Source organism: Kangiella spongicola (genome assembly GCF_003194565.2).
Taxonomy (GTDB): Bacteria; Pseudomonadota; Gammaproteobacteria; order Enterobacterales; family Kangiellaceae; genus Kangiella; species Kangiella spongicola.
In genome coordinates, this window is record NZ_QICH01000003.1 from 464,832 (window position 1) to 490,841 (window position 26,010).

The 26,010-nt window shown below is 43.1% G+C and carries 26 protein-coding genes, 2 tRNA genes and 1 other RNA gene; 4 read left to right on the forward strand and 25 right to left on the reverse strand.

All coding sequences use genetic code 11. From position 1 onward, the window contains the following. Window positions 1-17 precede the first annotated feature (17 nt). The 8 genes from DL796_RS10920 to ppsA all read right to left on the reverse strand — a co-directional run bounded on the left by DL796_RS10920 (window position 18) and on the right by ppsA (window position 7,397). Window positions 18-701 (reverse strand): response regulator transcription factor, encoded by a 684-nt coding sequence (locus tag DL796_RS10920; protein ID WP_110201731.1) that lies wholly within the window; start codon window positions 699-701, stop codon window positions 18-20. Between the two features lie 58 nt (window positions 702-759). Further along, the gene (locus DL796_RS10925) at window positions 760-1,053 is read right to left on the reverse strand and encodes a PepSY domain-containing protein (protein ID WP_110201732.1); all 294 of its coding nucleotides are present in this window, start codon (window positions 1,051-1,053) and stop codon (window positions 760-762) included. A gap of 50 nt (window positions 1,054-1,103) precedes the next feature. Then, window positions 1,104-1,646 (reverse strand): glycine zipper 2TM domain-containing protein, encoded by a 543-nt coding sequence (locus tag DL796_RS10930; RefSeq protein ID WP_110201733.1) that lies wholly within the window; start codon window positions 1,644-1,646, stop codon window positions 1,104-1,106. A 111-nt stretch (window positions 1,647-1,757) separates the two neighbouring features. After that, the gene (locus DL796_RS10935; RefSeq protein WP_110201734.1) at window positions 1,758-2,012 is read right to left on the reverse strand and encodes a GlsB/YeaQ/YmgE family stress response membrane protein; all 255 of its coding nucleotides are present in this window, start codon (window positions 2,010-2,012) and stop codon (window positions 1,758-1,760) included. A gap of 128 nt (window positions 2,013-2,140) precedes the next feature. Beyond that, entirely contained in the window at window positions 2,141-3,796 is a 1,656-nt protein-coding gene (locus DL796_RS10940; RefSeq protein ID WP_110201735.1) for an AMP-binding protein, read from the reverse strand. A gap of 39 nt (window positions 3,797-3,835) precedes the next feature. Continuing rightward, the gene (locus tag DL796_RS10945) at window positions 3,836-4,282 is read right to left on the reverse strand and encodes a GNAT family N-acetyltransferase (protein ID WP_110201736.1); all 447 of its coding nucleotides are present in this window, start codon (window positions 4,280-4,282) and stop codon (window positions 3,836-3,838) included. Between the two features lie 75 nt (window positions 4,283-4,357). Then, window positions 4,358-4,765, reverse strand: a complete 408-nt coding sequence (locus DL796_RS10950; protein WP_110201737.1) for a hypothetical protein — start codon at window positions 4,763-4,765, stop codon at window positions 4,358-4,360. A gap of 259 nt (window positions 4,766-5,024) precedes the next feature. Further along, window positions 5,025-7,397 (reverse strand): phosphoenolpyruvate synthase, encoded by a 2,373-nt coding sequence (gene ppsA / locus DL796_RS10955; RefSeq protein ID WP_110201738.1) that lies wholly within the window; start codon window positions 7,395-7,397, stop codon window positions 5,025-5,027. Between the two features lie 142 nt (window positions 7,398-7,539). Here ppsA and ppsR point away from each other — a divergent pair, with 142 nt between their 5' ends. After that, window positions 7,540-8,361: a posphoenolpyruvate synthetase regulatory kinase/phosphorylase PpsR gene (gene ppsR / locus DL796_RS10960; protein WP_110201827.1), complete on the forward strand. Its 822-nt coding sequence runs from the start codon at window positions 7,540-7,542 to the stop codon at window positions 8,359-8,361. 328 nt (window positions 8,362-8,689) lie between these two features. On the opposite strand, the gene astE is transcribed toward ppsR, so the two are convergent. From astE to DL796_RS10975, 3 genes are read right to left on the reverse strand one after another with little or no spacing between them, the layout of a single operon-like run. Then, the gene (astE, locus tag DL796_RS10965) at window positions 8,690-9,715 is read right to left on the reverse strand and encodes a succinylglutamate desuccinylase (RefSeq protein ID WP_110201739.1); all 1,026 of its coding nucleotides are present in this window, start codon (window positions 9,713-9,715) and stop codon (window positions 8,690-8,692) included. A 13-nt stretch (window positions 9,716-9,728) separates the two neighbouring features. Continuing rightward, on the reverse strand, window positions 9,729-10,559 hold the full coding sequence (locus tag DL796_RS10970) for a M23 family metallopeptidase (RefSeq protein WP_110201740.1): 831 nt from the start codon (window positions 10,557-10,559) through the stop codon (window positions 9,729-9,731). A 17-nt stretch (window positions 10,560-10,576) separates the two neighbouring features. Next, window positions 10,577-11,992, reverse strand: coding sequence for a DNA recombination protein RmuC (locus DL796_RS10975; RefSeq protein ID WP_110201741.1), 1,416 nt, complete (start codon window positions 11,990-11,992; stop codon window positions 10,577-10,579). A 310-nt stretch (window positions 11,993-12,302) separates the two neighbouring features. Between DL796_RS10975 and DL796_RS10980 the strand changes: the two genes are divergently transcribed. Both DL796_RS10980 and DL796_RS10985 read left to right on the forward strand, forming a co-directional pair. Further along, window positions 12,303-13,343, forward strand: a complete 1,041-nt coding sequence (locus DL796_RS10980) for an NAD(P)-dependent alcohol dehydrogenase (protein WP_110201742.1) — start codon at window positions 12,303-12,305, stop codon at window positions 13,341-13,343. Window positions 13,344-13,360: 17 nt separating this feature from the next. Continuing rightward, entirely contained in the window at window positions 13,361-13,789 is a 429-nt protein-coding gene (locus DL796_RS10985; protein ID WP_110201828.1) for an organic hydroperoxide resistance protein, read from the forward strand. A gap of 127 nt (window positions 13,790-13,916) precedes the next feature. Here the strand turns inward: DL796_RS10985 and DL796_RS10990 are convergent, their stop codons facing one another. From DL796_RS10990 to DL796_RS11045, 12 genes are all read right to left on the reverse strand, one after another. After that, window positions 13,917-14,393 (reverse strand): hypothetical protein, encoded by a 477-nt coding sequence (locus tag DL796_RS10990; RefSeq protein WP_196598002.1) that lies wholly within the window; start codon window positions 14,391-14,393, stop codon window positions 13,917-13,919. 335 nt (window positions 14,394-14,728) lie between these two features. After that, window positions 14,729-14,805, reverse strand: a tRNA-Arg gene (locus DL796_RS10995). 195 nt (window positions 14,806-15,000) lie between these two features. Next, window positions 15,001-16,347, reverse strand: a complete 1,347-nt coding sequence (locus tag DL796_RS11000; protein WP_110201744.1) for a diguanylate cyclase domain-containing protein — start codon at window positions 16,345-16,347, stop codon at window positions 15,001-15,003. A 416-nt stretch (window positions 16,348-16,763) separates the two neighbouring features. Further along, window positions 16,764-16,898, reverse strand: a non-coding RNA gene (locus DL796_RS11005) — RtT sRNA. 67 nt (window positions 16,899-16,965) lie between these two features. Further along, window positions 16,966-17,056 (reverse strand) — tRNA-Ser (locus DL796_RS11010). Window positions 17,057-17,119: 63 nt separating this feature from the next. Continuing rightward, window positions 17,120-17,347 carry a carbon storage regulator CsrA gene (gene csrA, locus DL796_RS11015; RefSeq protein WP_046561223.1) on the reverse strand — a complete coding sequence of 76 codons (228 nt, stop codon included), beginning with the start codon at window positions 17,345-17,347 and terminating at the stop codon, window positions 17,120-17,122. A gap of 285 nt (window positions 17,348-17,632) precedes the next feature. After that, window positions 17,633-20,251 carry an alanine--tRNA ligase gene (gene alaS, locus DL796_RS11020; protein WP_110201745.1) on the reverse strand — a complete coding sequence of 873 codons (2,619 nt, stop codon included), beginning with the start codon at window positions 20,249-20,251 and terminating at the stop codon, window positions 17,633-17,635. A gap of 80 nt (window positions 20,252-20,331) precedes the next feature. Beyond that, window positions 20,332-20,835: a recombination regulator RecX gene (recX, locus tag DL796_RS11025; protein WP_110201746.1), complete on the reverse strand. Its 504-nt coding sequence runs from the start codon at window positions 20,833-20,835 to the stop codon at window positions 20,332-20,334. A gap of 34 nt (window positions 20,836-20,869) precedes the next feature. Then, the gene (recA, locus tag DL796_RS11030; protein ID WP_110201747.1) at window positions 20,870-21,904 is read right to left on the reverse strand and encodes a recombinase RecA; all 1,035 of its coding nucleotides are present in this window, start codon (window positions 21,902-21,904) and stop codon (window positions 20,870-20,872) included. Between the two features lie 184 nt (window positions 21,905-22,088). Then, window positions 22,089-22,448: a VOC family protein gene (locus DL796_RS11035; RefSeq protein WP_227593065.1), complete on the reverse strand. Its 360-nt coding sequence runs from the start codon at window positions 22,446-22,448 to the stop codon at window positions 22,089-22,091. An 83-nt stretch (window positions 22,449-22,531) separates the two neighbouring features. After that, a complete protein-coding gene (locus tag DL796_RS11040) occupies window positions 22,532-23,131 on the reverse strand; it encodes a YhgN family NAAT transporter (protein WP_110201749.1) in 600 nt (199 codons plus the stop codon). Window positions 23,132-23,250: 119 nt separating this feature from the next. Next, window positions 23,251-24,003: a glutaredoxin family protein gene (locus DL796_RS11045; RefSeq protein WP_110201750.1), complete on the reverse strand. Its 753-nt coding sequence runs from the start codon at window positions 24,001-24,003 to the stop codon at window positions 23,251-23,253. Window positions 24,004-24,160: 157 nt separating this feature from the next. Here DL796_RS11045 and DL796_RS11050 point away from each other — a divergent pair, with 157 nt between their 5' ends. Further along, complete coding sequence (locus tag DL796_RS11050; RefSeq protein WP_110201751.1) at window positions 24,161-24,544, forward strand: MerR family transcriptional regulator; 384 nt, start codon at window positions 24,161-24,163, stop codon at window positions 24,542-24,544. Window positions 24,545-24,658: 114 nt separating this feature from the next. On the opposite strand, the gene DL796_RS11055 is transcribed toward DL796_RS11050, so the two are convergent. Both DL796_RS11055 and DL796_RS11060 read right to left on the reverse strand, forming a co-directional pair. Next, window positions 24,659-25,105: a hypothetical protein gene (locus DL796_RS11055; protein ID WP_110201752.1), complete on the reverse strand. Its 447-nt coding sequence runs from the start codon at window positions 25,103-25,105 to the stop codon at window positions 24,659-24,661. A 113-nt stretch (window positions 25,106-25,218) separates the two neighbouring features. Next, window positions 25,219-25,734, reverse strand: coding sequence for a CinA family protein (locus tag DL796_RS11060; protein ID WP_110201753.1), 516 nt, complete (start codon window positions 25,732-25,734; stop codon window positions 25,219-25,221). Between the last annotated feature and the right edge of the window lie 276 nt (window positions 25,735-26,010).

Consider the following 26,010-nt stretch of genomic DNA (forward strand, 5'->3'; position numbering starts at 1 on the left):
CATTTCCTAACAATTATTTATGACTTATCCAAATCACTGTTTAAGCGATAGCCACGGCCTCTTAGGGTTTCAATCGGCTTCATGCTTCCGTCAGGATCTATTTTCTTACGCAATCGCCCAACAAACACTTCGAGTACGTTTGAATCACGATCATAGTCCTGCGCATAGAGATGCTCAGTCAATTCAGTTTTCGAAACTACCTTGTCGGGATTCAGCATTAAGTATTCAAGAACCTTGTACTCATAAGCCGTTAAGTCCATGGTTTCGCCATGAACTTTAACTTCTTGTTTAAGGCTATTAAGACTAATAGGCCCTTTCTCAATTTCAGGTTTAGCATAACCCGAAGCCCGCCTTAATAAAGCATTCACTCGAGCCAGTAACTCTTCAATTTGGAAGGGTTTAACCAAATAATCATCAGCACCAGCAGCTAACCCATCGACTTTGTCTTGCCAGTGACCGCGTGCGGTTAAAATTAATACCGGAAAGTCGACATCTTCGGCTCGTAAAGTTTCAATAACCTCAATACCAGAAATATCTGGCAAGCCTAAATCAAAAATGCCTAAGTCAAAGGAAAATTCACGGCCAAGATACAAACCCTCTTCTCCATTAGGGGCCTGCTCAACAACGTAGCTTTGTTTCTCTAAAGCAGTTATTAGCTGTTGACGCAAAGCATCGTCATCTTCCATCAAGAGTATTTTCATTGTTATTAACCCCTAAATAAAATTTTACGTTATTGCCTTAAACAACAACTCACAATAATCATCGTCCAGTACAAGCATTCACGTAGATATGACGAACTCGACCTGACTTAGTTAGAATTTTGACGCGATATACAGGAGGTCGCGCACGCATATTGAGGCTAGCTGATAAGACTTTGCCATCTGCTCTGCGTGCAGCGATACTCATAGCTGCTCCTTTACCAATAGGTGTGCAGGCTGATTTTTCTCGAAGCTCGGGAGTTGGCAACAGCTTTTGCTTTGTTGCACCGTGCGAGTTAGGTGCGAATAAAACGGTTGCCACCAACAAAGCTAGAAGAGTAGTTTTCTTGATCATTCAAATCTCTTACAGGTTATTACTATTAGTTGCTACTATTAAATGTGATCTTAACGGCGATGCTTTCTTGGTCGAGGAACTTCAATCCAGCGGCCTGGTCGATATTCAGTAAAGGTGTTGTAATATCGACCTTTATACTTATATTCCACATCATAACCGACTAAACGGCGATCTTCATAGCGTGTTTCGTAACGAGTCTCGCAGTGAACATCTCTGTCACGTGAACTGTTTTTTGCTACAGAAGCACCAATCACCGCCCCCACTACAGCACCAATGCGCTTATGGCGAGGTTTATCACCGACTTGATAGCCGATAACTCCGCCGATGACGCTTCCTAATAAAGCTTTTCCACGACGGTCATTTGCATCATAACGCGATCTTTCTGAATAACAAGTTCTGATTGGCTCCTGGTAACGACGGCCTCTTTCAAAAATAGGCTCAACGTCAACTACCTTAGCTTTAACATAACGGTAGCTGTGTCGATCATCGTAATGGGAGTGTCTGTAGTCACGGTGATCCGCACTAACAGTTAAAGGTAATAAAAGCGCTGTGAACGCTAAAGTCGAAAGAATAAGAGGTTTTGTAATTTTCATAATCTGTCTCCTGATGCCAATCCAAGCTTCTTATAAGCGGTGGCTAGTTTCAGGAGACAGTTTACTGCGATTCAACTGAATAAAAGATGAACCGAGGAATGGTCATTGAGATTATGGCTTTCTGAAAGTTCTGTAGAGTAGCAAGATAATAATCGCGCCACCAGTAGCGGTTAACAGAGTAGGAATGTTAAAGCCTGTAGCTTCACCACCTAAGCCTAGTAAGCCACCGACAAAGCCACCAACAAATGCACCGACAATGCCGAGCACGATTGTTAGAATCCAACCGCCACCGTCAGGCCCTGGCATAATAAGTTTTGCTAGCGCTCCTGCTACTAAGCCAACTACAATCCAAGTTAAAATACCCATGTCATTTCTCCTTAATCAAGTTGATTATTGACCATCTCTAGTATGCCATATCGAACTTTAGAATTAAGAAAATGAACGTAAAATACTGTTAACTTTCAAGGGTTTTCAGCCAATTAGCTCACACTTTCCTAGCCCCAAACCACCATACTCTCTGACTTCATGTATTTATCCAGTTTTGGCTTGTAATGAGCTTCTATACTTTGTCGACGAATTTTTAATGTTGGCGTAATCAAGCCATTTTCAGGACTCCACTCCTCGTTAACCAATATTAACTTCGCCAGCTTTTCATGGGCTTCTAAGTTATTATTAACCTTTAACAGTAACTGCTCCGCTTCGGCACGGTAGCCCTCTTTGTCCTGAAATTCCTTATTGTAAACCGATGCCACAGCAATTGGTGCTGGTAATCCATCTCCTATCACACACAAGTGCTCAACACCTAGCTCAGGCTCCAAGGTTGCCTCGATTGGGACTGGAGTGACGTATTTACCCTTAGAGGTCTTAAAGATATCTTTCACACGGCCAGTAATGAATAAGAAACCATCCTCATCAATTCGACCCAGATCCCCCGTATGGAAAAAGCCTTCCACGTCTATCACTTCTTGGGTTTTAAGCGGCTCTTTGTAATAGCCTTGCATCAAGCAGGGACTACGAAGCAACACTTCGCCGGACTCTGCAATCTTAGCCTCAGCAGTTGGCATAGCGACGCCAACCGAACCTAATTTCCAATACTCAGGCGACGATGCGTGAGAGAATGCCATAGTTTCAGTGAGCCCATAGGCTTCACAAATAGGCAGCCCTATAGATTTAAAAAACTTAGAAGTGGCACTAGGCAAGGCTGCCGCACCTGATAAGCAAATTTTAGCTTTGTCGAGTCCAAGACCAGTCAAAATTTTCTTTTTTATCAATCGGTTAACAAATGGTATCTTAAGTAAAACCTTAAGTTTAGTTTTGCCCACCTTCTCTTCAATGCCTTGTTGAAACTTTAACCAAATTCGCGGTACACCAAAGAAAATCGTAGGCCTTACACACTGAATGTTGTCTTGGAATCGATCGAGAGACTCGGTGAAAGAGATACAACTACCAGTGTGGATACTAATAATTTCTGTAAGCTCTCTTTCTGCGCAGTGCGCTAATGGTAAATATGAAAAACAACGCTCTTCTTCTAAATCAATAAAAGCCGCTGCTGCTGCCGCACCGTTAGATAAAACACGATGGTTGATTAAGACACCCTTGGGTATACCGGTTGTGCCTGAGGTATAAACAATCGTCGCTAATTCATCAAAGCTAGGGACAGGTGAGTCTGGGTATGGCTCTTCTGAAGCAATAATTTCATTCCAGTCCTTTAGGCCTTCATGTTCTTGATGACAGCCCAACACTTTGATGCCCTCTGGTATGGCGTCAGACTTTTTACCCCAGTCAGGAAGTTTGCCGACAAACACAAGCTTTGATTCGCTATGCTCAAGAATCGTCGTAACCGTATCAGAGCCCGCGCTTGGGTAAATAGGCACACTAACGTGCCCCGCCAACATAATCGCTAAGTCAGCCATTACCCAGTGGGCACAATTGTAGGAGAAGATGGCAACCTTACTATTAGCAGGCAGTTCCCGCTTAAGGTAAGTCGCCATTTTGCGTACCTGCTGCCCTACTTCTTTCCAGCTGTATTCTTGCCAGTCATTTCCATACGGCTGACGCAAAAAAGCTTGCTCAGACTTCGCTTTTTCCCAACGATAAAAGGCAGCTAAGGTATTTTCTAATTGTAACGGTGTATCCAACGACTGACTCATGTATATATTTCCTAGTTCTTATTTTAAATATTAGTCTTGTTACGATGCATATCGGTATAACATCACAAAGTGTGGTCCGATACCATCAATCATAAACTCTTCTCCTTTTATATCAAAATTGAGCTTACGATAAAATGGTACGGCACTAGTTCGTGCGTTACACCATAATATTTGAGCTCCACGCTGACGGCATTGATTTATACCCTCTTGCAACAAAATACGTCCAAAACCTTGCCCACGAACCGATGTGGCTGTAGCCATCCCCCTCAGCCTGTAACTAAGTTCAGACTCTACGCCAGCACATTTCTCAGGGTAAAATGATGCAATACCAACAATTTCTCCATCTTTCTCGGCTACTAGATGGAATACGCCATCAAAGTCATCTTCTAGATAGTGGCAGGATGAGATTGGTTGTCCAGGCCTTAACACCTCGTTTCTCAGAGGGAATACCTCTTCAACTTCTGCTAAACGAATTCTAATCCCCATAATAATTCACCCGACTCAGACATAAAAAAAGCCACTTGGGTTAACAAGTGGCTTCCGAGTTACCTCAGTTAACGATTATTGATCGTCTTCGACTTTTTCTTCAAGCTCTTGCTTAGCTTCTTCAAGCTCTTTTTCCGCATCGGCAAGTGCTGCTTCAGATTCGGCTTTTGCTTCTTCTAAAGATTGCTCAGCATCATCAAGTAACTCCTGAGCTTCTTCTTTAGTTGCGTCATAAGCATCAACTGTTGCTTCTTTGACGTCCTGCGCAGCTTCTTCTGTAGCATCAGCAGCGTCAGACGCTAACTCTTTAGTTTTATCAACTGCAGTTGCAGTGGCTTCTTTCGTCTCTTCCCAAGCTTCACTGCTTGCATCTTTAACCGACTCAACTGCTTCATTGGTTTCTTCTTTAACGTCTTCTTGACTCTCATCACTACATGCAACCATTAAAGTCGAAGCCAAAAGTGCGATAGCTAATTTTTTCATCGGGCTAACCTCCTCATTTGTTTAGATTTTTCCTGTAACACGCCTGTAAGTATGCCACGCGGTTACATAATCACAAAGTAAAATTCCTTAAAGTGTGAATTAGGGAATTGATGTTCCAAGCGCTAATTATAGAAGCATTAGATGGAATTTGAATGAGAAATAGTTAATAAAATGTAAAACTCTAGACTGGGTATTAACTCCATAGAAGCTAAAGTTTAGGGAATAAAAAAAGCGGTGTATTTAACACCGCTTTAATTGATTACTGTTTTTGACCTAAGAAGAGCCAGGTTTCTAAGACAGTATCCGGATTCAATGAAACACTGTCGATGCCCTGCTCCATAAGCCATTTTGCGAAATCAGGGTGATCAGAAGGCCCTTGACCACAAATACCGATATACTTATTCGCTTTCTTACACGCCTTGATAGCGTTGGCTAACAATACTTTCACCGTTGGGTCACGCTCATCAAACAAGTGCGAAATAATCCCCGAGTCACGATCTAAGCCTAATGAAAGCTGTGTTAAATCGTTAGAGCCGATAGAGAAACCATCGAAGTACTTCAAGAACTCTTGCGCAAGCACCGCGTTAGAAGGAAGTTCACACATCATAATAACGCGTAAACCATTGTCACCACGCTTAAGACCGTTTTCTTCAAGCAGCTCAATGACGCGTTTCGCTTCACCTAGAGTACGCACGAATGGGATCATGATTTCAACGTTATTGAAGCCCATTTTGTTGCGAACACGCTTAATTGCTTCACACTCTAGCTCAAAGCAGTCACGGAAATCTTCAGAAATATAACGCGCGGCACCACGGAAACCAATCATTGGGTTCTCTTCGTGAGGCTCGTAAAGACTACCACCAATCAAGTTTGCATATTCATTCGACTTAAAGTCAGACATACGAACAATCACTTTCTCTGGTGCAAAAGCACAAGCAATGGTCGAAATACCTTCGACGAGCTTACTGATATAAAACTCTTTCGGATTAGCGTAACCAGACATTTGCATCGCAATCGTCTTTTTTAGGTTATCATCTTCAAGCTTGTCATAATTCAACAACGCTTTCGGGTGCACACCAATCATGCGATTAATAATGAATTCTAAACGCGCTAAACCCACGCCTGCGTTTGGTAACTGACCAAAATCGAAAGCACGATCTGGGTTGCCCACGTTCATCATGATTTTGAACGGAAGCTCAGGCATATCTTTTACCGAGCTTTTGTTGACTTCAAAATCTAGCAAACCTTGATAGATATTACCCGTATCGCCTTCTGAACAACTGACAGTCACTTCTACACCGTCTTTAATGCGATCAGTAGCATCACCACATCCCACAACAGCTGGAATACCCAGCTCACGCGCAATAATTGCTGCGTGACAAGTACGGCCACCACGGTTAGTGACGATAGCTGCTGCGCGTTTCATGACTGGCTCCCAATCTGGATCCGTCATATCCGTTACTAGAACGTCACCTTTTTGCACGCTTTTCATGTCATCAATCGAATTTACAACACGCGCTTTACCTTTACCGATACGCTGGCCGATTGCGCGACCTGTCGCTACAAGCTCAGACTTATTCTTTAACTGATAACGCTCGATAACGTTTTTATCGGCGCGGCTTTTAACGGTTTCAGGACGAGCCTGAACAATATATAACTTGCCATCCGCACCATCTTTAGCCCACTCGATGTCCATTGGACGCTTATAGTGCTTCTCGATGATCATGGCTTGTTTAGCTAACTCTTGTACTTCTGCGTTGTTAATACAGAAATTCATGCGCTCGTTGTGCTCAACGCTAACCGTTTCAATGCTCTTATCATGCTCATTGTTATCGGTATAAACCATCTTGATGGCTTTTCCGCCCAATGTTTTACGCACGATAGCTTGACGTCCCTGCTCTAAGGTCGGTTTATAAACATAGAATTCATCAGGGTTTACAGCACCTTGCACCACTGTTTCACCAAGACCGTAAGCTCCTGTGATGAAGACAACGTCTTCAAAACCAGACTCCGTATCCATAGTGAACATAACACCGCTAGAAGCGATGTCACTGCGTACCATTTTCTGAACGCCGGCAGACAAAGCCACTAACTTGTGCTCAAAACCTTGGTGGACGCGGTACGAAATCGCGCGGTCATTAAATAAAGACGCAAATACTTCTTTCAGCGCCTTCATCACATTGTCTAAACCGCGAACGTTTAGGAACGTTTCTTGTTGACCCGCGAAAGAAGCGTCAGGTAGGTCTTCAGCAGTAGCTGAAGAGCGTACAGCAACAGCAAATTCTTCGTTCGAATCGCCTTTTAGTTTGTTATAAGCGTCGGTGATGGCCATTTCCATTTCTGGGATAAACGGCGTATCCATGATCCAGCCACGAATCTTCGCACCAACTTCAGCCAGTTTTTCAACGTCATCAACGTCTAAACCATCTAGCTCGTTATTAATCTTTTCGTTTAGGCCGCTTTGCTCAAGGAAAGCTCTAAAAGCATCAGCTGTAGTGGCGAAGCCGCCAGGTACACTAACACCCATATTGCTTAGGTTACTAATCATCTCGCCTAAAGACGCGTTTTTACCACCAACGCGCTCGACGTCGCCCATGCCTAACTCTTCATACCAAAGTACGTACTTATCCAAAGTATTTCTCCCGTTGTGGTCTGCAAATTAAAGAAAATCGCCCTCTATCCCAGCGGCTACTTGCTGAAAACAGGCGTAAATGCTTAAATTCACACACTCATTGGTCATTAAAGGTCGCCATTTTACTGGTTATTGCACAAATATGAAACGTACAGTCTTCTTTATTTCAGATCGAACAGGTATTACCGCAGAGCTATTAGGGCAGTCCTTGACCGCACAGTTCGAAGATGATGTGGAATTTATGTACCACACCATCCCCTTCGTAGACGATGAAGATAAAGCCCTAGCGGCAGTCGCCAGAATCAATCAAACCGCCATTCGAGACGGTGTTGCGCCTTTGGTTTTCGAAACAATTGTACGCCCTGAGATTCGTCAAATTATTCTCGGTTCAGAAGCAATCCTGCTCGACTTTTTCCATACTTACATTGGCCCTCTAGAAAAAGAGCTAGGAGTAAAAAGCTCATTTAGTGTTGGTAAATCGCACTCGACAGACGACTTGCAAGCCTATGATACCCGTATGAGCGCGGTGAACTTTGCGCTAAATAACGACGATGGAGCAACCACCAAGCAATACGACAAAGCGGATATCATCCTTGTTGGCCCATCGCGCTGTGGTAAAACACCAACGTCGCTTTATTTAGCGATGCAATTCGGCATTTTCGCCGCCAACTACCCCTTCACCGACGAAGACCTACCCAATATTAAATTAAACGAAGGGTTAGCCAAAAATAAACATAAGCTTTATGGCCTCAGCATCGACCCTATGCGACTGCATGAAATTCGCACAGGCCGTCGTCCAGACAGCAAATACTCATCATTCCAGCAATGTATGTATGAAGCTCGTGAAGTTGAATCACTTTACAGAAAAGAAAAGATACCCTTTATTAACACCACTTCGCGCTCGGTCGAAGAATTAGCGGTAAAAATCATGAATGATACAGGGATAGAGAGAAGGATTTTTTAGTTTTTTTGTCATCCCGCGGTTTAACCGCGGGATCCAGTACTTCTAGTCAAGCCTCTAAGTTACCAATAGCAATGATTTATAATCACCTATATTGATATATTCTTAATACGTTCATTTTTTGGCGAGCAAAAAACGAACCAAAAAACTCGCCCCAAAAGTTAGGCGCTTTGCGCTTCCCTCTCAAAACAAAATGATTTAACGTGTCGCAAAACGAAACATCCATGTTTCGTCTTTGCTGAATTGGGCTCTCCTTGCCCAATTCACACTATAATTTTGCCTTGAGAGGCTAACTTTTATGGGGTTTATGTGGAGCTAAGAAATAAAGCCTCTAAACCTCTTCTACCACCAACGCCATACGTTGCCCAATAGGTACATTATTATTAGGGAATACAATGGCTTCGCCATCGTTCTCAACGATATACGGCTCTTCTGGATCGCTTAAAAGCTCAAAGCCTTTCTCGAAACTTGAAAAGTTAGCAAGACCATCGTCAACATTTAGGTGCGAATCATCGCTGACACGTAATAACTCACGTTTTACCTTAAACAAACGCTGGCCATTCGCTTTATAGCGTGTGGTATGGTCAAAGTTATAGCTTGCTTCGACCAGCTGACGGAGCGTTTTCTCGGCGGCGGCAAAATCTTCGCGGTTGTTTTCACCAAAAGGTTTAACTTTACCCAGTTCAACGGTAATGCTATCTGCTTTGAAGTTATGACTAGAATGGTATGAAAATACCGTACTGGGTTTGTGGTAGAGCAAAATAGTGTTAACACCGCAGTCTTGCATCACATTGAATACCGCTGGGTTATGCTCACGACTATCTAGGTACGGGTAAATGGCAAACTTTTCGTATTTAGAAGCGCGAATTGCGGTATGTAAGTCCAAATGAGTGCGCGTGTCATTAGCGCAACTTTGCGAAAAGAAGTCTTTAACTGCCTCTTCCAAGCGCTTGGCGCGCTCAACTTCACAGATTTCGTCGCGTCGCTCCCAGTACTTTTTCCATTCGCCGTTAAACATACGGTTTAGGTTAAAATCGATGAAACGATTTTCCTCAAGCATGGCTTTTGGATGACCGATTAAGACCAGCAAGTGACAACGTAGGTCAAGCTTGCCGTTTAACAAGTCATGCACCATATCTGACACTATTTCCATCGGAGCAGTCTCGTTACCATGCACACCTGCCGATAGCACTAAGTATTGTTGCGACTCTGCTTTTGGCTTAAATTCTAAAATGCCGACATCATGAAAAGTCACCACGAAGTCTTCAAGCGCCATAGTGAAAGGCTGGTGACCGTCTAAATGTTCACGGACAAAGTCCAATAAATTAAAAGTCTTACAAAATTCTTGTGTGTTCATAGGTCCAATTGTCTTAATTATCTTGCTCGAATGGAGGAACTAATAGCTGCGGATCTAAACGCGAATCAAACCAGTTAATGCGCCAATCCAAATGTGGTCCTGTGGCGCGACCTGTCGCCCCAATAGTGGCAATCTTTTGTCCCTGCTTAACTTTCTGACCTTCTTCCACATCAATAGAGTGCAAATGAATAAATGTCGATGATACGCCATAACCGTGATCAACGATTAAGGTACCGCCTGAGTAAAACATATCATCATAAGCAAGGCGCACGATACCATCAGCTGGCGCTACGACTTCTGTGCCAGTTGGTGCTGCAACATCAACACCATAATGTGGACGCTTGGGTTCGCCATTTAATACGCGCTGGCTTCCGTAAAAACCACTCAAGCGGCCTTTGGCAGGCCAGATAAAGTCCTGCATAAAGAATTCGTCTTTGCTAGTTTTTGCGCGCGCCTTTGACACTAAAGCGCCCTCTTTACGAATACGCTTTAAGGTCTCAGGCTTCATCGGGTTCACTTTTGAAGGTGGCAAGCCATCGATACGCTCAATATTATAGTCACGCTTGCGTACAAACAGTTTCTGGACTTCTTTTTGATCGTCTTTCTGCACCGTTAAGGTTGCAGTTTCAGGCATATCCCTATGAAAGCCGAACACAAAATAGCCATTAGGCGTCAGTTCTAATTGCTTGTCTTCAAAGGTCACTTCAGAGCCTTTTACAGCTTGACCAATCACTAAACCACCTTGTGTTAAGTCGCCTTTAAGCGATAGCAATAACGGCTCTTGGGCTTTAGGCGCCAAGCTAAAAACACTTAATAATAAAGCTATAACAGTATTTCTAAACATCAATAATTCCTAATCTATTAAGATTGATGACCAATACCAATTGGATCATCGTCATCATCTTCATCTTGTAATTCGACCTGCTCGATTTGATCAAAACGGCGTGTGATCTTATCGGCAGTCGTATCTATGTCTTTAGCACTCTTAGTCAGGCGATCAATATGCGTATTAAGCTTGCCCCAGCGATCTTTAAAGCGACCGAATTCAACTGATAGCTTACCTAAGTGCTCCTGAATAATGTGCACCTGCTTACGAGTCGCTTCATCTTTTAAGACCGCGCTTGCCGTAGTTAAAAGCGCCATCATTGTGGTTGGAGATACCATCCAAACTTTGTTCTGCTGAGCAAACTCTACCAACTCCGGGTGATGCGCATGAATTTCCGCAAACACAGCCTCAGCTGGAATAAACATCACAGCGCCCGTGGCGGTTTCACCATCAATAATGTACTTACCAGCAATATCTTTAACGTGTTTTTTAATATCCTGAACAAAAGCTCGATGCGAGGCGTCACGCTCTGGCTTCGACAATTCCACGTCCACCATCTTCTGGTAGTTTTCTAGCGGGAATTTAGCATCTACCCCTATCACACCAGTCGGCTCTGGTAAGAACAAGGCGCAATCCACGATCTTGCCATTGTTAAACGTATGCTGGAATTTGTAGTGACTGGTCGGCATCACGTTAGACACTAACGATTCCAACTGCACTTCACCAAAAGCACCGCGCGAACGTTTGTCCGACAGTATTTCCTGTAGACTGACTACGTTACTCGATAGTTCCGTAATTTTCTTCTGAGCATCGTCTATTAGTGCTAAACGCTTTAACACGTCTTGGAAGGTCTTGGTAGTTTTCTCAAAGCCATCAGCCAAACGTTTTTCAACCTGGCCACTGATCTCTTTCAATCGATCATCAGTAGACTGAGTCAGTCCCTTCATGTTCTTTTCAAAAGTCTCGCCATGCTGTTTGAGGTTTTGTGTCAGTTCTTCACGCACATCTTTGATTCCACGTCTAAACTGCTCATGAAGCTGCGCCTGTGATTCCTTTTGGTTGAGTTCAATCTGCTCTTTGAGCTTAAAAATATCCTTTTGTAGGTTGTCTTTAAAACCTGAAAGATCTTTTTGTAGTTGGCTTTGGAAAGATTGGAATGATTCACCAAGTTTGATTTGGTTGCCCTGTAGCTTTTCAATAAAGTTTTCAGAAGAACGCTGGCTCAACTCCGTCATTCGGTGCAAATCAGACTTTGCATACTCAAATGCCATGGTCTGCTTTTGCTCTAGCGCTTTAATAGCGTCGAGAGCGCCAGTATGAGTATCAGCTATTGCTCTAATCGCTTTATTCTGGCGTAAAACAAAAACCACCAGCACTATTGCTAGAATTAGGATAACCCCTAAAATCACAAGGAGTGGCAAGTTGTTGGGAAAAAAGTTGGCGAAATCCATTGAATTTATCTTTAGTCGCTTATGGCCCCTAGTTTATCAAACTCTACCTAAAATAGCAGAGCCATTTTTTGGATGATTATTGTACAAATCACTGTTAAATCAGAAACATAGCGAAATACTACTGAATCATAATAAGTTTAAATCTTTAAAGTTTGACCACATAGCAAAGAGCTTGCTACTTTGAACTACCCCAACAAATTTAAAATTTAGTCAAGTTGCGTGGCCATTTACAGCATATTCACCCTGTAAAGGTTATCCTCAAAGCACTAAAAATCTTTTACCTCTGTATTCCAAACAATAAGGAGCAGTAATGAAAACAGCAGCATACGCAGCACAATCCGCAGACTCCGATTTAGGGCCGATTGAAATCGAGCGTCGCGATGTCCAAGCGAACGACGTACAAATCGCAATCGAATACTGCGGGGTTTGTCATAGCGACATCCATACCGCTCACAATGACTGGGGTGGAACCGTTTACCCAGTGGTACCGGGTCACGAAATCGTGGGCCGCGTTACTCAGGTCGGTTCGAACGTTTCAAAATTCAAAGAAGGTCAGCTCGTCGGCGTTGGCTGTATGGTTGATTCCTGTCAGTCTTGTAGTGCTTGCGATGATGATTTAGAGCAATACTGTGAGAAAGGCGCAGTCATGACCTATGGTAGCGACGACCCAATTTCAGGTGGTCGCACTCATGGTGGCTACTCTAACTTAATAGTCGTCGATCAAAAATTTGTCCTTATTGTTTCTGAAAAGCTAGACACGAAAGCTGTTGCACCATTGCTTTGCGCCGGTATTACGACCTACTCCCCTCTACGCCAATGGAACGTTAAGAAAGGCGATAAGGTCGGCGTAGTTGGACTAGGCGGCCTAGGCCACATGGGCGTAAAGCTTGCTAATGCTATGGGCGCTGAAGTAGTTATGATTACAACCTCCCCTGAAAAAGGAGCAGATGCAAAGCGCCTTGGCGCAAGTGAAGTATTAATCTCTAAAGACGAAGATGCAATGAAGGCACAAGCTGGTAGCTTTGATTTTATTTTAAACACTGTCCCTGTCTCTCATGACTTAAACCCTTATGTAAGCCTGCTAAAACGCGATGCCACTATGGTTCTTGTCGGCGCACTAAACCCATTACCGGACTTAAACGGTGCAGGTTTGATTCTAGGTCGTAAACGAATCGCAGGCTCACTTATTGGCGGTATCGCCGAGACACAAGAGATGCTCGATTTCTGTGCGGAACACGACATCGTCTCTGATGTCGAAATGATAGACATGAAAGATATTAACACAGCGTACAAGCGAGTCATGGACTCCGACGTGAAGTACCGATTCGTTATTGATATGACGTCACTATAGGAAAAGGAGAACGAATGATGAAAAAGCCAAATGAAATTGCTTACACTGCAAAAGCCACAGCGACAGGCGGCCGTGCAGGCTCAGCTAAATCTGATGATGGAAAGCTTGATGTAAAACTATCAACGCCAAAAGAACTCGGCGGCGCTGGTGGCGAAGGAACTAACCCTGAGCAAATGTTTGCTGCCGGCTACTCAGCCTGCTTTATTGGCGCTATGCAGCACGTTGCTGGTCAGCAAAAAGTAAAGTTGCCAGAAGACACAACAGTAACGGGTGTTGTTGGTATCGGCCCTACTGACGGCGGCTTCGCCATTGACGTAGAGTTACAGGTTTCAATTCCAGGCATGGATAAAGCTGACGCCGAAGACCTTGTCAATAAAGCCCACCAGGTCTGCCCGTATTCAAACGCAACCCGTGGTGGTGTTGATGTCAAGCTCAAAGTTGTTTAGTTAATTACTCTAAGAGTAACTAAGCTCGGTCATTCCCCAGTTCAACTGGGGAATCCAGAATCTATTTGTAAGTCACTGGATCCCGCGGTCAAGCCGCGGGATGACGACCAAAAAAATGATCTCTCATTTATAATAACTTAAGTGAATTTTCCGGATCAAATAGAGCTCTTTTAACTGCTACAATATAACTTTCAATATTCTCTTCTTCCTGTTTGAGTTTACTTTCGAAAACCTCAGCGTCCATATCACTCAAATCATCAGATTCTAATAATTTCTTCTTGTTATCAAGTTGCCCACAGAAGCCCGCATAGAAGTTGTGTGTTAAGTAGTTCCTTACTCTAAGTAGTTGCTGAAAATGAATTTGCCCGCTCTCACTCAAAAACCTACCACCTTCTAGTTTTCCGATTAGCTGCCCAAAAGTTTCCATTTCTGATACCTGAAAAGACTTACTTCTTAAAAAGTCTTTTAGGAATACCTCTAACTTATTAAAGCCGAGAAGGATACGACCTAACTGCTCACAAAACTCTTTGCTTTGATATAGTTTGTCATAAAAATTGAGGGGGTCCATATAATAACCTACTGTAGTTCCAAGTTTATAAAGCACAAACAGTATCTATGTTTGTCTCTTAACTATAGTTAAGAAGGAACGTACTATCAATTTGCTTCAAACTCAGCAAACGCCAAGAAACAAAATTTTAATAACAGCACTGCATGACACCACAACTGGGGAAGTACAAAATTGAAAGAAGCAAACTCTAGAGTAGTATAACTGCATCTCTTTGTTCCTAGCACTTTAGTCATATGCAGGCTCTTAACAGAACAAACCAATGATGTCGCAGGACAAAGCTGCACGCACGAGCCTCCTCAGCGATGCTCGTCTTTTCTATCACACAACGAAAAAAAGGCTTCCAATTTCTTGGAAGCCTTTTTTTCGAATAATGGCGCGCGTGGAAGGATTCGAACCTCCGACCGCCTGGTTCGTAGCCAGGTACTCTATCCAACTGAGCTACACGCGCTTCATAAGTGGGGCGTATTATGCCACCAGACTCTGATATGTCAACGCCCTTTTTTAATTTTTTATCAATTTTATTAAAAAAACTTCTAAGTGGCTGTTATTTATACAGATGTTGCTTAAAGATTGAACGTGTAGTGCGCTTTTTGAACTTATAAATTCATTGGTGCTTAAGCTAGAATACACAACAAAAGACTCTTTATCGCTGATGACCTTTCTTATCTTCAAACATGGCCACATCAGAGATGCTTAACAATTCATCTAAGTCTTTTGAGTCCGCTGGGAACCGAGCATAACCTGCACTTAAACTAACATCTAAGTCATGCCCTTTATAATGGAACACTCGACTATCAATAGAGTTTTTCAACTTCTTTATAATTTTATCAAGATTTTCAGTTTTGTATTGTCCTGCAAGAAGTATCAAAAACTCATCCCCTCCCAGCCTAAAGACAAAATCAGAGCCTCTCACACAAGAGACTAATGTTTTCGATATTTCTTGCAACACATAGTCACCGGCTTCGTGACCATGATTATCATTAATATATTTAAACCGGTTCAAGTCAACAGAAACTAAACTAAAGCGGGCTTGGTCTCTCCGATGGATGAATTTTTCAATAATCTCCATAGCATAGCGTCTATTTGCTAAGCCTGTTAATTCATCTCTATAAGAAATCTTTGTAGCCACTCTATATGCCCTAAAGAGCAAAACAACTGATATAAGGAGCGCAAGGGACGTCAGATAGCAAACAATCCTGATAACTACCGGTATGGTTAATAAAGGTGCATCACTACTTTCTTTTAACTTCCCCGCTAAGCGCCAAGTACCCGCAAGAATATCGAAGGAGAATTCAACATCTGGCTGCTCAAAAAAACTGGGTTCTCCAAAAAACAAACCACCATCATCATTAATAATAGCTGAGCTTTTTATAGCAATATCATAACGCTCACTTAATTCGATAAGGCCTGAGTCTTTGAAGAGTTCGTCAACATCAAAAACGACACTAATGAGCCCCCAGTAGTCTTCATTACTTGGGTAATCAGTAAAAATTGGATAACGCGCGATAAGCCCATTTCCACCTTGAACTAAAGGTAAGGGACCTGCTAAAACAACTTCCTGCTCAACACGAGCTTGCTCTACTGTTTGGAATTGTGACGGCGACGTTCTGTAATCAAACCCCTTCGCTTTTTCGTTGCCGGCATAAGGGTAGACTAAAATAATAGTATAGTCCTTTGCGACAGCAATATTTCTAACGTAATTTGCTTTCGATTTTAAGGTGCTGGCTATAGAACCGAATCTAGAAACGCCCAAGGTTTGGTCGGCGGTAAGAACTGTCGCCAAACTATTAGCGATATAAACGTCAGAATAAATTGAGGACTCAATATTAGCCCGCACCAGTGAGGCTTCATTTAAGAGCTCAGACCTGGCTTCTTCACTTCGCTCTGATGTCACTGCATCAACTAAGATTTCAGTAATATAGATACAGATAGCGACATATAAAAGACAAAGTAAAATAAATGTATTTTTGATGTTCCAGTTACTTTTCATCGAACCCCGCGACTAGGCTTGTACGATTATAATTACCTAAAGAAGGTTTAATTGCAATCAACTTTGTGTAAGCAAATCATTTAGTTATACACGGTTAAGCCACTTTCAAAATTGTTTAATGCGTATAATAAAGAGTCATTTGTGAAGAAAAGATAAAAAATTAGAGACTTAGTCTATGCCCTCTGAAATATAGAAAGCGGTAGAATAAAAAAATGGTATAAGGGCTGCTGAAGCTTTTTTCGATTAATCATCTGAAAATCGTTAACCCCTAGCTCAAGGCGCTTGTCTCGAAGCAAAAGTTGCTGGGCTCGAACCCGAGGCTTCTCACCCTCCCCTTACATTTCACACAGGCATAAAAAAACCTGCTAGAAGCAGGTTTTAAAATTTAGCGCCAACTTTCTCTAAAAAAAGAATAATGGCGGTGAGGGAGGGATTACGCGCGCTACGCGCTTGCCCTTTGGGCCATCGTCACTTCGCTCCGATGTTGTCTCGCAGCTAAAGCTGCTCGGCTCGAACCCGAGGATTCTCACCCCCCCCTTACATTTCACACAGGCATAAAAAAACCTGCTAGAAGCAGGTTTTAAAATTTAGCGCCAACTTTCTCTAAAAAAAGAATAATGGCGGTGAGGGAGGGATTCGAACCCTCGATACCGGATTAGGGTATACTCCCTTAGCAGGGGAGCGCCTTCAGCCGCTCGGCCACCTCACCGTTGACGCGGACGGAATGTTACCTTATTCAGGATAAATTGCAACACTCCAATCCATTTTTTTTTTAATAATTATAATCGTCGTCTGAATTATTACCTGGTTGATTTGGTTGATAATTCTCCATTTGCTTCTCATGTTGGATTCGCAAATAGATTTCTTCACGGTGAACAGCGACTTCTTTCGGTGCATTGATACCAATGCGAACCTGATTTCCTTTAACACCTAATACAGTAACAGTGATTTCATCACCAATCATCAGCGTTTCGCCGACACGTCTCGTTAAAATTAACATTCCAATCTCCTCAATCCTGGAGAGCATTCCTGACTATATCCAAGTCGCTCTCAACTATCTACTAACTACAAATTTAATCTACTAACTACAAATTTAATCTACAAACTACAAATACTAACTACAAATTTAACATGAACATCATGTATAAAAAGCCGGCACTTACATCGGAAGTCGCGGATTTTAACAATAAATTGTATCCAAAACTATACTTTTGTGTTTCCTGTCACAAAAATACTTTCTGTTACAAGAATACTCTGTTCAATTTCATAAGTATATCGCACTTTCTTAAGAAAGTTTCTCTAGTACCCATGGTTTTACTGAGTTTAACGCACTTGGAAGTGCGTCCGCATCCTTACCACCCGCTTGGGCCATATCGGGACGTCCACCGCCCTTGCCGCCAACCTGCTCCGCGACCATTTTAATCAGGTCACCAGCTCTAACTTTAGAGGTTAGGTCTTTGCTCACGCCAGCGATCAAGCTAACTTTATCGTCACTAGCGATGCCCAGAACCACAATACTAGAGCCGAGCTTATTCTTAAGCTGATCTTGCAAGTCGCGCAGAGCTTTCGGCTCTACTCCTTCGAGTTTAGATACCAACAGTTTCACACCATTGATATCTTCTGCGTTTGAAGCTAAATCACTGCCTTGACTCGACGCCAGCTTGCTCTGTAATTGCTGAATCTGCTTTTCCAGTTGCTTTGACTTATCAAGCAGCTGCTCAACTTTCTCGACCGACTGCGAAGGCTCACTCTTTAAAAGCTTACCTAAGTTATGCAGCTTTTCTTCTGATTGCTGCATCCAAGCTACAGCACGTTCACCCGTTATTGCTTCGATGCGTCGAATACCGGCCGCAATGCCTGTCTCAGAAACAATTTTAAAAGGACCTATGTCACCAGTGCGTTTAACGTGAGTACCGCCACACAGCTCAACTGAAAACGGCGACATGGTAAGTACGCGAACTTCATCACCATACTTCTCGCCAAACAGCGCCATTGCACCCTGCTCTTTAGCTTCATCCATCGACATCACTGCCGCTTCGACTGGATGATTCTCAAAAATCTTTTCGTTTACCATGCGCTCGACAGTGGCTAATTCTTCTCGTGAAACCGCTTCAGGGTTCGAGAAGTCAAAGCGAAGTCGCTCAGGATCATTCAAAGAGCCCTTCTGTTGGACGTGCGAGCCTAAAACCTCACGAAGTGCTGCATGAAGCAAGTGCGTCGCAGAGTGGTTCCTCATGGTGCTTTGACGTAAACCGCCATCCACATTTGCATTTAACTCAGAGTCACTGCTGATGCTACCTTTATCCATATAGCCGATATGCGCGATGGCATCACCAATATTCTGCGTGTCTTCGACCACAAAGTTGGCACCGCAGCCGTATAAATAACCTTTATCACCAACCTGACCACCAGACTCTGCATAGAATGGTGTCTTCTCAAGGATGACAATACCCTTGTCGCCTTCTTCCAGAGTGTCTACGGCCTGGTCGCCTTTAAGTAATTTAATCACTTTAACCTGTTGGCTTAAGTAGTCATAACCTGTGAACTTAGACACTTCTTCGAGTGTCAGCGAGTCGTTGTAATCCACGCCAAAGTTGCTCGATGCGCGCGCACGCTGACGCTGCTCTTCCATCGCTTTCTCGAAGCCTTCCCAGTCAATCTCTAAGTCTTTTTCACGAGCAATATCCGCGGTTAAATCCTGCGGGAAGCCGTAGGTATCGTAAAGTTTAAAGACTGTTTCACCCGAAATAGTCTTATCTTTAACATTCGCCATATCAGCTTCTAAGATCTGCATACCTTTATCTAAAGTTTTAGCAAAAGCTGCCTCTTCTTTAGCTAACACGCCTTCAATAATAGACTGCTGTGCTTTGAGCGCAGGATAAGCATCGCCCATGGTGTCCACCAAGGCTTGAACCAGCTTTGAGAAGAACTCTCCCTTGGCACCAAGTTGGTGGCCGTGACGAATAGCACGACGGGTAATACGGCGTAGCACGTAACCGCGACCTTCATTGCTTGGCACTATGCCGTCAAGGATTAAGAAACTGCACGAGCGGATATGGTCAGCGATAACACGCAACGACTTATTGTCTAAATCTTTAACCTTTAGTAAGTCAGCGGCTTGTTTAATTAGGTATTGGAACGTGTCGATTTCGTAGTTACTGTGAACGCCTTGTAATATTGCAGAAATACGCTCTAAGCCCATGCCCGTATCAACAGATGGCTTCGGTAATGGCTCCATAGTGCCGTCTTTGTGACGGTTATATTGCATGAAAACTAAGTTCCAGATTTCGATAAAACGATCGCCATCTTCTTCTGGCGTTCCCGGAGGGCCACCCCAGATATGCTCACCGTGATCGTAGAATACTTCAGAACAAGGCCCACATGGCCCCGTGTCGCCCATCGCCCAGAAGTTATCTGAGGCATAACGTTCGCCTTTATTGTCGCCAATACGACTAATGCGATCTTCTGGGAAACCAATGTCTTTAGCCCAGATGTCATAAGCTTCATCGTCTTCTGCGTAAACCGTAACCCAAAGCTTTTCCTTCGGTAGCTCGAATACTTCGGTTAGAAGCTCCCAACAATAGCCAATGGCTTCTTTTTTGAAGTAATCGCCGAAGCTGAAATTACCCAACATTTCGAAGAAAGTATGATGACGCGCGGTATAACCGACATTTTCTAAATCGTTATGTTTACCACCGGCACGGACGCAGGTTTGTGAGCTTGTGGCGCGTGTATAAGAACGCTTATCGATGCCTAAAAAGCAGTCTTTAAATGGCACCATTCCTGCGTTAGTGAATAATAAAGTCGGATCGTTGGCCGGAATTAATGGCGCACTATCCACTATTTTGTGGCCCTTCTGTTCGAAGAACTCTAAAAAGGTTTTGCGTATGTCGTTTGTCGTCATTGGGTTAGATGTCGTGCTCACTTTTAATTAACCTTTTACTTTACTATTCATGTTTAATTCATTGTTAAACAATGATTTTTTTAAGACAAACCAAAGTCATCGTCAAAATTATAATCATCGTTTTGCGATAAAGGACCAGTTTCAATTGCATGATTGATCATGTCGAAATCAAACCCTCGATACTGTAAGAATCGGGTTTGTTTTGCTCTGAGCTTCATGTCTGAACCCGGTGCTTGATTGTATTTTTTACGCCACGCGCTGACGGCGACTTGAAACCAATCAATGCCCATTGTTTCGAAATGGTGACTAATGGCCGAATCTTCAATCCCTTTTTTGCGTAATTCTTGGCGAACGCGTAAAGGGCCATAACCATTAGTTGAACGTTGTCTAATAAAGCTTTCAGCAAATCGTTGGTCGCTTTGCAGACCTCGTTCGGCTAAGCGATCTAAGTACTCTTCGACCTCTTCGCCTTCAAACTCTCGAAGTTTTAATTTATCAATAAGTTCACGCCGGGAATGTTCCCGGCGTGCTAATAAATCCATCGCAATTATTTTATAGTCGCGTGGCGGCTTTTTAAAGCCCATAGATTAATCCGTTATTGATAAACCGACTAAAGAATTAAGCCTCTTCAGGAGCTTCTTCTTCGTCATCTGCCGGTTTAGCCGTTACTAGTAACTTGCTACGTAAAGTACTTTCGATCTCTTCTTTGATTTCAAGGTTTTCTTTTAAGAACTTAATGACGTTCTGTTTACCCTGACCAATCTTGTTGCCGTTGTACGAGTACCAAGCACCCGACTTTTCAACTAAACCTTCTTTTACGCCCCAATCTAGAATCTCGCCTTCTAAAGAAGAACCTTCACCATAAAGGATTTGGAATTCTGCTTGTTTGAACGGTGGCGCTACTTTGTTTTTAACAACCTTAACGCGAGTTTCGTTACCAACAATCTCGTCGCCCTGCTTGATTTGGCCAATTCTACGAATATCTAGACGTACTGATGCGTAGAACTTAAGTGCGTTACCACCAGTAGTCGTTTCTGGCGAACCAAACATAACACCGATTTTCATACGGATTTGGTTAATGAAGATACACAAGGTGTTCGAGCGCTTGATGTTAGCGGTTAGCTTACGCAACGCTTGTGACATCAAACGAGCTTGAAGACCCATGTGTGAATCACCCATCTCGCCTTCAATCTCAGCTTTAGGCGTTAGAGCCGCAACTGAGTCAACTACCAAGATATCGACCGCGCCAGAGCGCACTAACATATCGGTAATTTCTAATGCTTGCTCACCCGTGTCTGGCTGAGAAACGATGAGGTCGTCTAAGTTGACGCCTAGCTTTTCAGCGTAAATTGGATCTAATGCGTGCTCCGCATCAACAAAGGCAGCGGTACCGCCGGCAGCTTGGCAGCTTGCGATAGCCTGTAAAGCCAACGTTGTTTTACCAGATGACTCAGGACCATAGATTTCAGCGATACGCCCTTTTGGCAAACCACCAATACCAAGCGCAATGTCTAAACCTAATGAACCGGTTGAAATAGCTTCAATACCTCTGGCGGCAGAACCGTCGCCAAGACGCATAATTGAACCTTTACCGAATTGACGCTCGATTTGACCTAAAGCAGCGCCGAGCGCCTTCTTTTTGTTGTCATCCATCAAAAATACCTACTGACTGAAATGTTTATAAGAATGTAAAAATTAGTCTGATTATTCCACAAAAGGCCCTGAAAAGTAACCAGTGATTTCCCGATCTCCTTTAAGATAATAGCCCTTATAGCGGTAAGCTATTGATGATCCGAAATGCCTGGCTAATATTTGTACAAACGTGTAGCTATCAAGGCTAACGCTTTTCTTCCATGAGACCAACCAGGTTGCCATCAGGATCTTTGACAAAACCGATCCAAAGCTCATGATCTGGCATTTGGGCTGCAAGTTGAGGCTGTCGTTCGGTTTTTGCACCTTTAGCAACTAATTGCTTATATCGCTCTTCGATATCGCTCACTTTAAAGTACAAAATTGAATTCTTACCTACTTCACCTACACCTTGAGGTGTGCTCAACATAATCCTTATATCTTCAGACTGAAGAAAAGCTAGTTCTTCACTTGGTGCAAATAAAAACTCTAATCCAAGAATATCTCGGTAAAAAACCAATGACGACTCTACGTTTGCCACTGTTATCGCGATCTGTCCTATTTTCAATGAGCACTCACTTGTTAAATGTTTTAGATACTTGTCAAAACCACTATTAATAACTGAGCTTACATGCTCATATGATGACGAAGCTATAAACTCTGTATGAAGTCACGAATTCCATTAAGCAACATCTGGGTTGACAGAATAATCAATATCATACCCATCAAGCGTTCAAGAGCTCGCGAGCCTCTCTGCCCAATAACACTCAGGATTCTCGGTGATAGCACTAATAAAATAGTGGTTACAACCCATGAAAGGAATAATGCAATGCTCCACTCGGTAATTTGGTCTGGCTGATTTGAACTCAGGAGCAAAAGCACCGCAATTGTCGAAGGGCCAGCAATCATCGGCATGGCGAGAGGCACGATAAACGGCTCTTCTTCTTCCACATCGTCCACAGAACCTCGACGGCCAGGGAAAATCATGCGCAGTGAAATAATGAATAAGAGAACACCACCGGCTATATTTAGCGATGATTGAGTCAGACCCAAAAATGATAAGATCGAATTACCTGCGAACAGAAAGCCTAACAAGATAACTAGTGCAATGACTAATTCTCTGGCGACGATCTTAGAACGGCGCTTTGGCTCAATATTTGACAAGATCGCGTTGAAAATCGGTACATTTCCCAACGGATCCATAATTAAAAACAGCGTAACCGCAGCGGTCGCTATATCACCCCAATTCATAATTCCCCACCAAAAACAAAATCAATGTGCTACATAGTAATTTTAAAGGAACTATCCTGCAACACATTGACTCAGTAAACACCCATAAAAACATGGCGTTAACGACGGTTTATGGAACTTTAAGCGAGGTATTTAATGCCCATATAAATCGACATGGCGATCATCATCAAGTTTTCAGTCAAGGAGATAAAACCCAGCGGCACATTATTACCACCACCAACACAAGCACACTTCAACTCGCGCTTGTCGATATAAACAGCCTTAAACACTGACACCGCACCGATAGTACCAATAAACAAGGCTACTGGTGCAGATAACCAAGTTAAGGTGCCTGCCACCATCAAGACACCAGCGCCCCCTTCAGCAAAGGGATAAATATAACCATAAGGCACCCAGCGCTTGGCCAGTAAGTCATAGTTCAAGAACATAGTGGAGAACTTTTCGACGTCTTGTAGCTTCAACATCGCCAGTAAAACCATAGCAAAGCTCACAAACCATTCAGCTGTTTTAATCGTAAATGCATCGCCTAAACTCGCAAAACTCATCGCTAACGCCGTCAAAGCAGCCATAATGAATAAAACAATAACTGGCCGATAAGTTTTCTTATTCGGATCTTTCACCTTCTTTCCCAAATGGCGGCGAAGATCTTCATAACCACCAACGCGCTCACCACCAATAAAGGTCTGCGGCGTAGTTTCTACGTCATGCTTAGCTTTAAAAGCATCGGTTTGTTCACGATCCGCTAGAATATGGTCCTCAACCTCAAAACCCTCACGCTTCAACAGATCTTTTGATTTTAATCCGAAAGGACAAGTGTGTTTATCCGTCGACATACGGTACAGTTTTGCAGTTTTCTTATCGTTGGCACTCATGAACTAAGTACTCCTTCATTCAATATGAATTGTGCGTATAGCTTGATTTAAACAATAAGCGCATTATAAACTCTGTACCATGGTACGGAGTCAAGCGCTCTGTTTCAAATACAGCTTAATAAAAAGCTTAAACTTAAGTAAAACTTAGAGCTTAATCATGTTAACAATCGGAAAATTAGCCAGAGAAGTGAATATTGGCGTCGAAACCGTCCGCTATTATCAGCGCAAAGGCTTAATCAAGGTTCCAAACAACACTGAAGGCTTTAGAAAATACAGCGAAGATGACTTACGACGACTAAAATTCATCAAAGAAGCCCAAAAAGCAGGTTTCACGCTTAACGAAATCAAAGAGCTTTTAGCACTCGACACCAGCCACGATCACGAACGTGCCCAACAACTCGCCAGCGCCAGAATTAAAGAACTCGATGAAAAAATCGAAGAAATGCAACAAGCCCGCGACCGTCTCAAGACCTTGTTTCATCAATGTGAGTCGGGAGGAGCCCATAAACCCTGCGTGATTTTAAAGGCTTTTGAGGTTTAGAAGTTTTGTGAATGAGCAGAAAAAGCCGTCATTACGAGGAGCAAAGCGACGAAGTAATCTCTCAAAGAGATTGCCGCGTCGCAGCGATACAGCTCCTCGCAATGACGGGCTAAATTATTCCACTGGCAAGTCTAGTTTTACTCCGAACCGACCTTGATCTTGTTTCGAGCGAGCCCACCCCCCAGCTATTAAGGCATTACAGCTACATATGTAATTGGTAGCCCCCTTTTCTGATAGTTGCTTTCGATAAGACCTAGCATCCTTTCTAGAGAGATAACCAACCGTAACGCCATCAATATCAACCCGAACTGCTTTATTGTCAAAAGGGTTGTCATCTTCTAATACTAAAACAGCGTCCCTATACTCTTCAGCACTTTCTTCTTTACGTCCACCACAAATCGCTTCAAGTTCTGACTGGTAATTTGACTCTCCTACAATATCAAACTCGTAAGCTCCAGGCCCTTTCAAATGAGCATTAGGCCGCCTGGAGATACTTGAGTTCTTAGCTCGAACAACAGCTATTAAAAGAATAATCATTCCTATAATTATTAATGTAGTCATATATTTTCCTCCCTTATCGTGACGCACAGTAACTAGATAAATTTGCCTTAACCTTTATGAGATTGCCGCGTCGCAGTAATACTGCTCCTCGCAATGACGGATTATTTATCTATTTATCGTTTGAGGTAGGTCAAGGCCAAACCTACTGATTGCTTTACTGTTTCGTGGCGAATTTCGGCTCTAGATCCCTTAAGCTGTAGTAATTTACTGTTTACGCCTTTGTCATCGGCATAACCCATCCAGACGGTGCCGACGGGATTACCTGGTGTTCCGCCGTCGGGGCCGGCGATACCGCTGACGGATATGGCGATTCGATTTATACCACCTGCTTTGTTATGTGCACCGCTCGCCATGGCTTCGACGACTTCTTTTGAAACCGCGCCGTGTTGCTCGATAAGCTTCATTGGCACATCGACCATATCGTGCTTCGCTTGGTTGCTGTAAGTGATGTAAGCGCGATCGAACCACTGCGAGCTACCAGGAATATCTGTGCAGGCTGCGGCGATGAGTCCACCAGTGCAAGATTCAGCAGTTACGAGCATTAAATCCTTTTTTATTAATAGGTTAGAGAGTTCTTTTAATAAGCTTTCTAGTTCTGATGTGTGTATTTCTTTTTGTAATTCAGGCAATCTTCGTCTACCTCTTTTGACTCAAATCCGTTAAGCTATGGGCTAATATACTACTTTATTGTTCAGCCTAAACCAACGCATCCTTTAATATAAATATACGTCATTCCTCGGCTTGATCAAAGAGAATCCCTTTAGGGGGACCGAGGAATCCAGAGCCTCTAAGAATAAAAAATAGAGTCGCTGGATCCCGTGGTCAAGCCACGGGATGACAAATATAGGGTTATGCAAAAAGCGGCTGTGACACATAGAGTCCAACAACTTCTTTTGATAAGAATT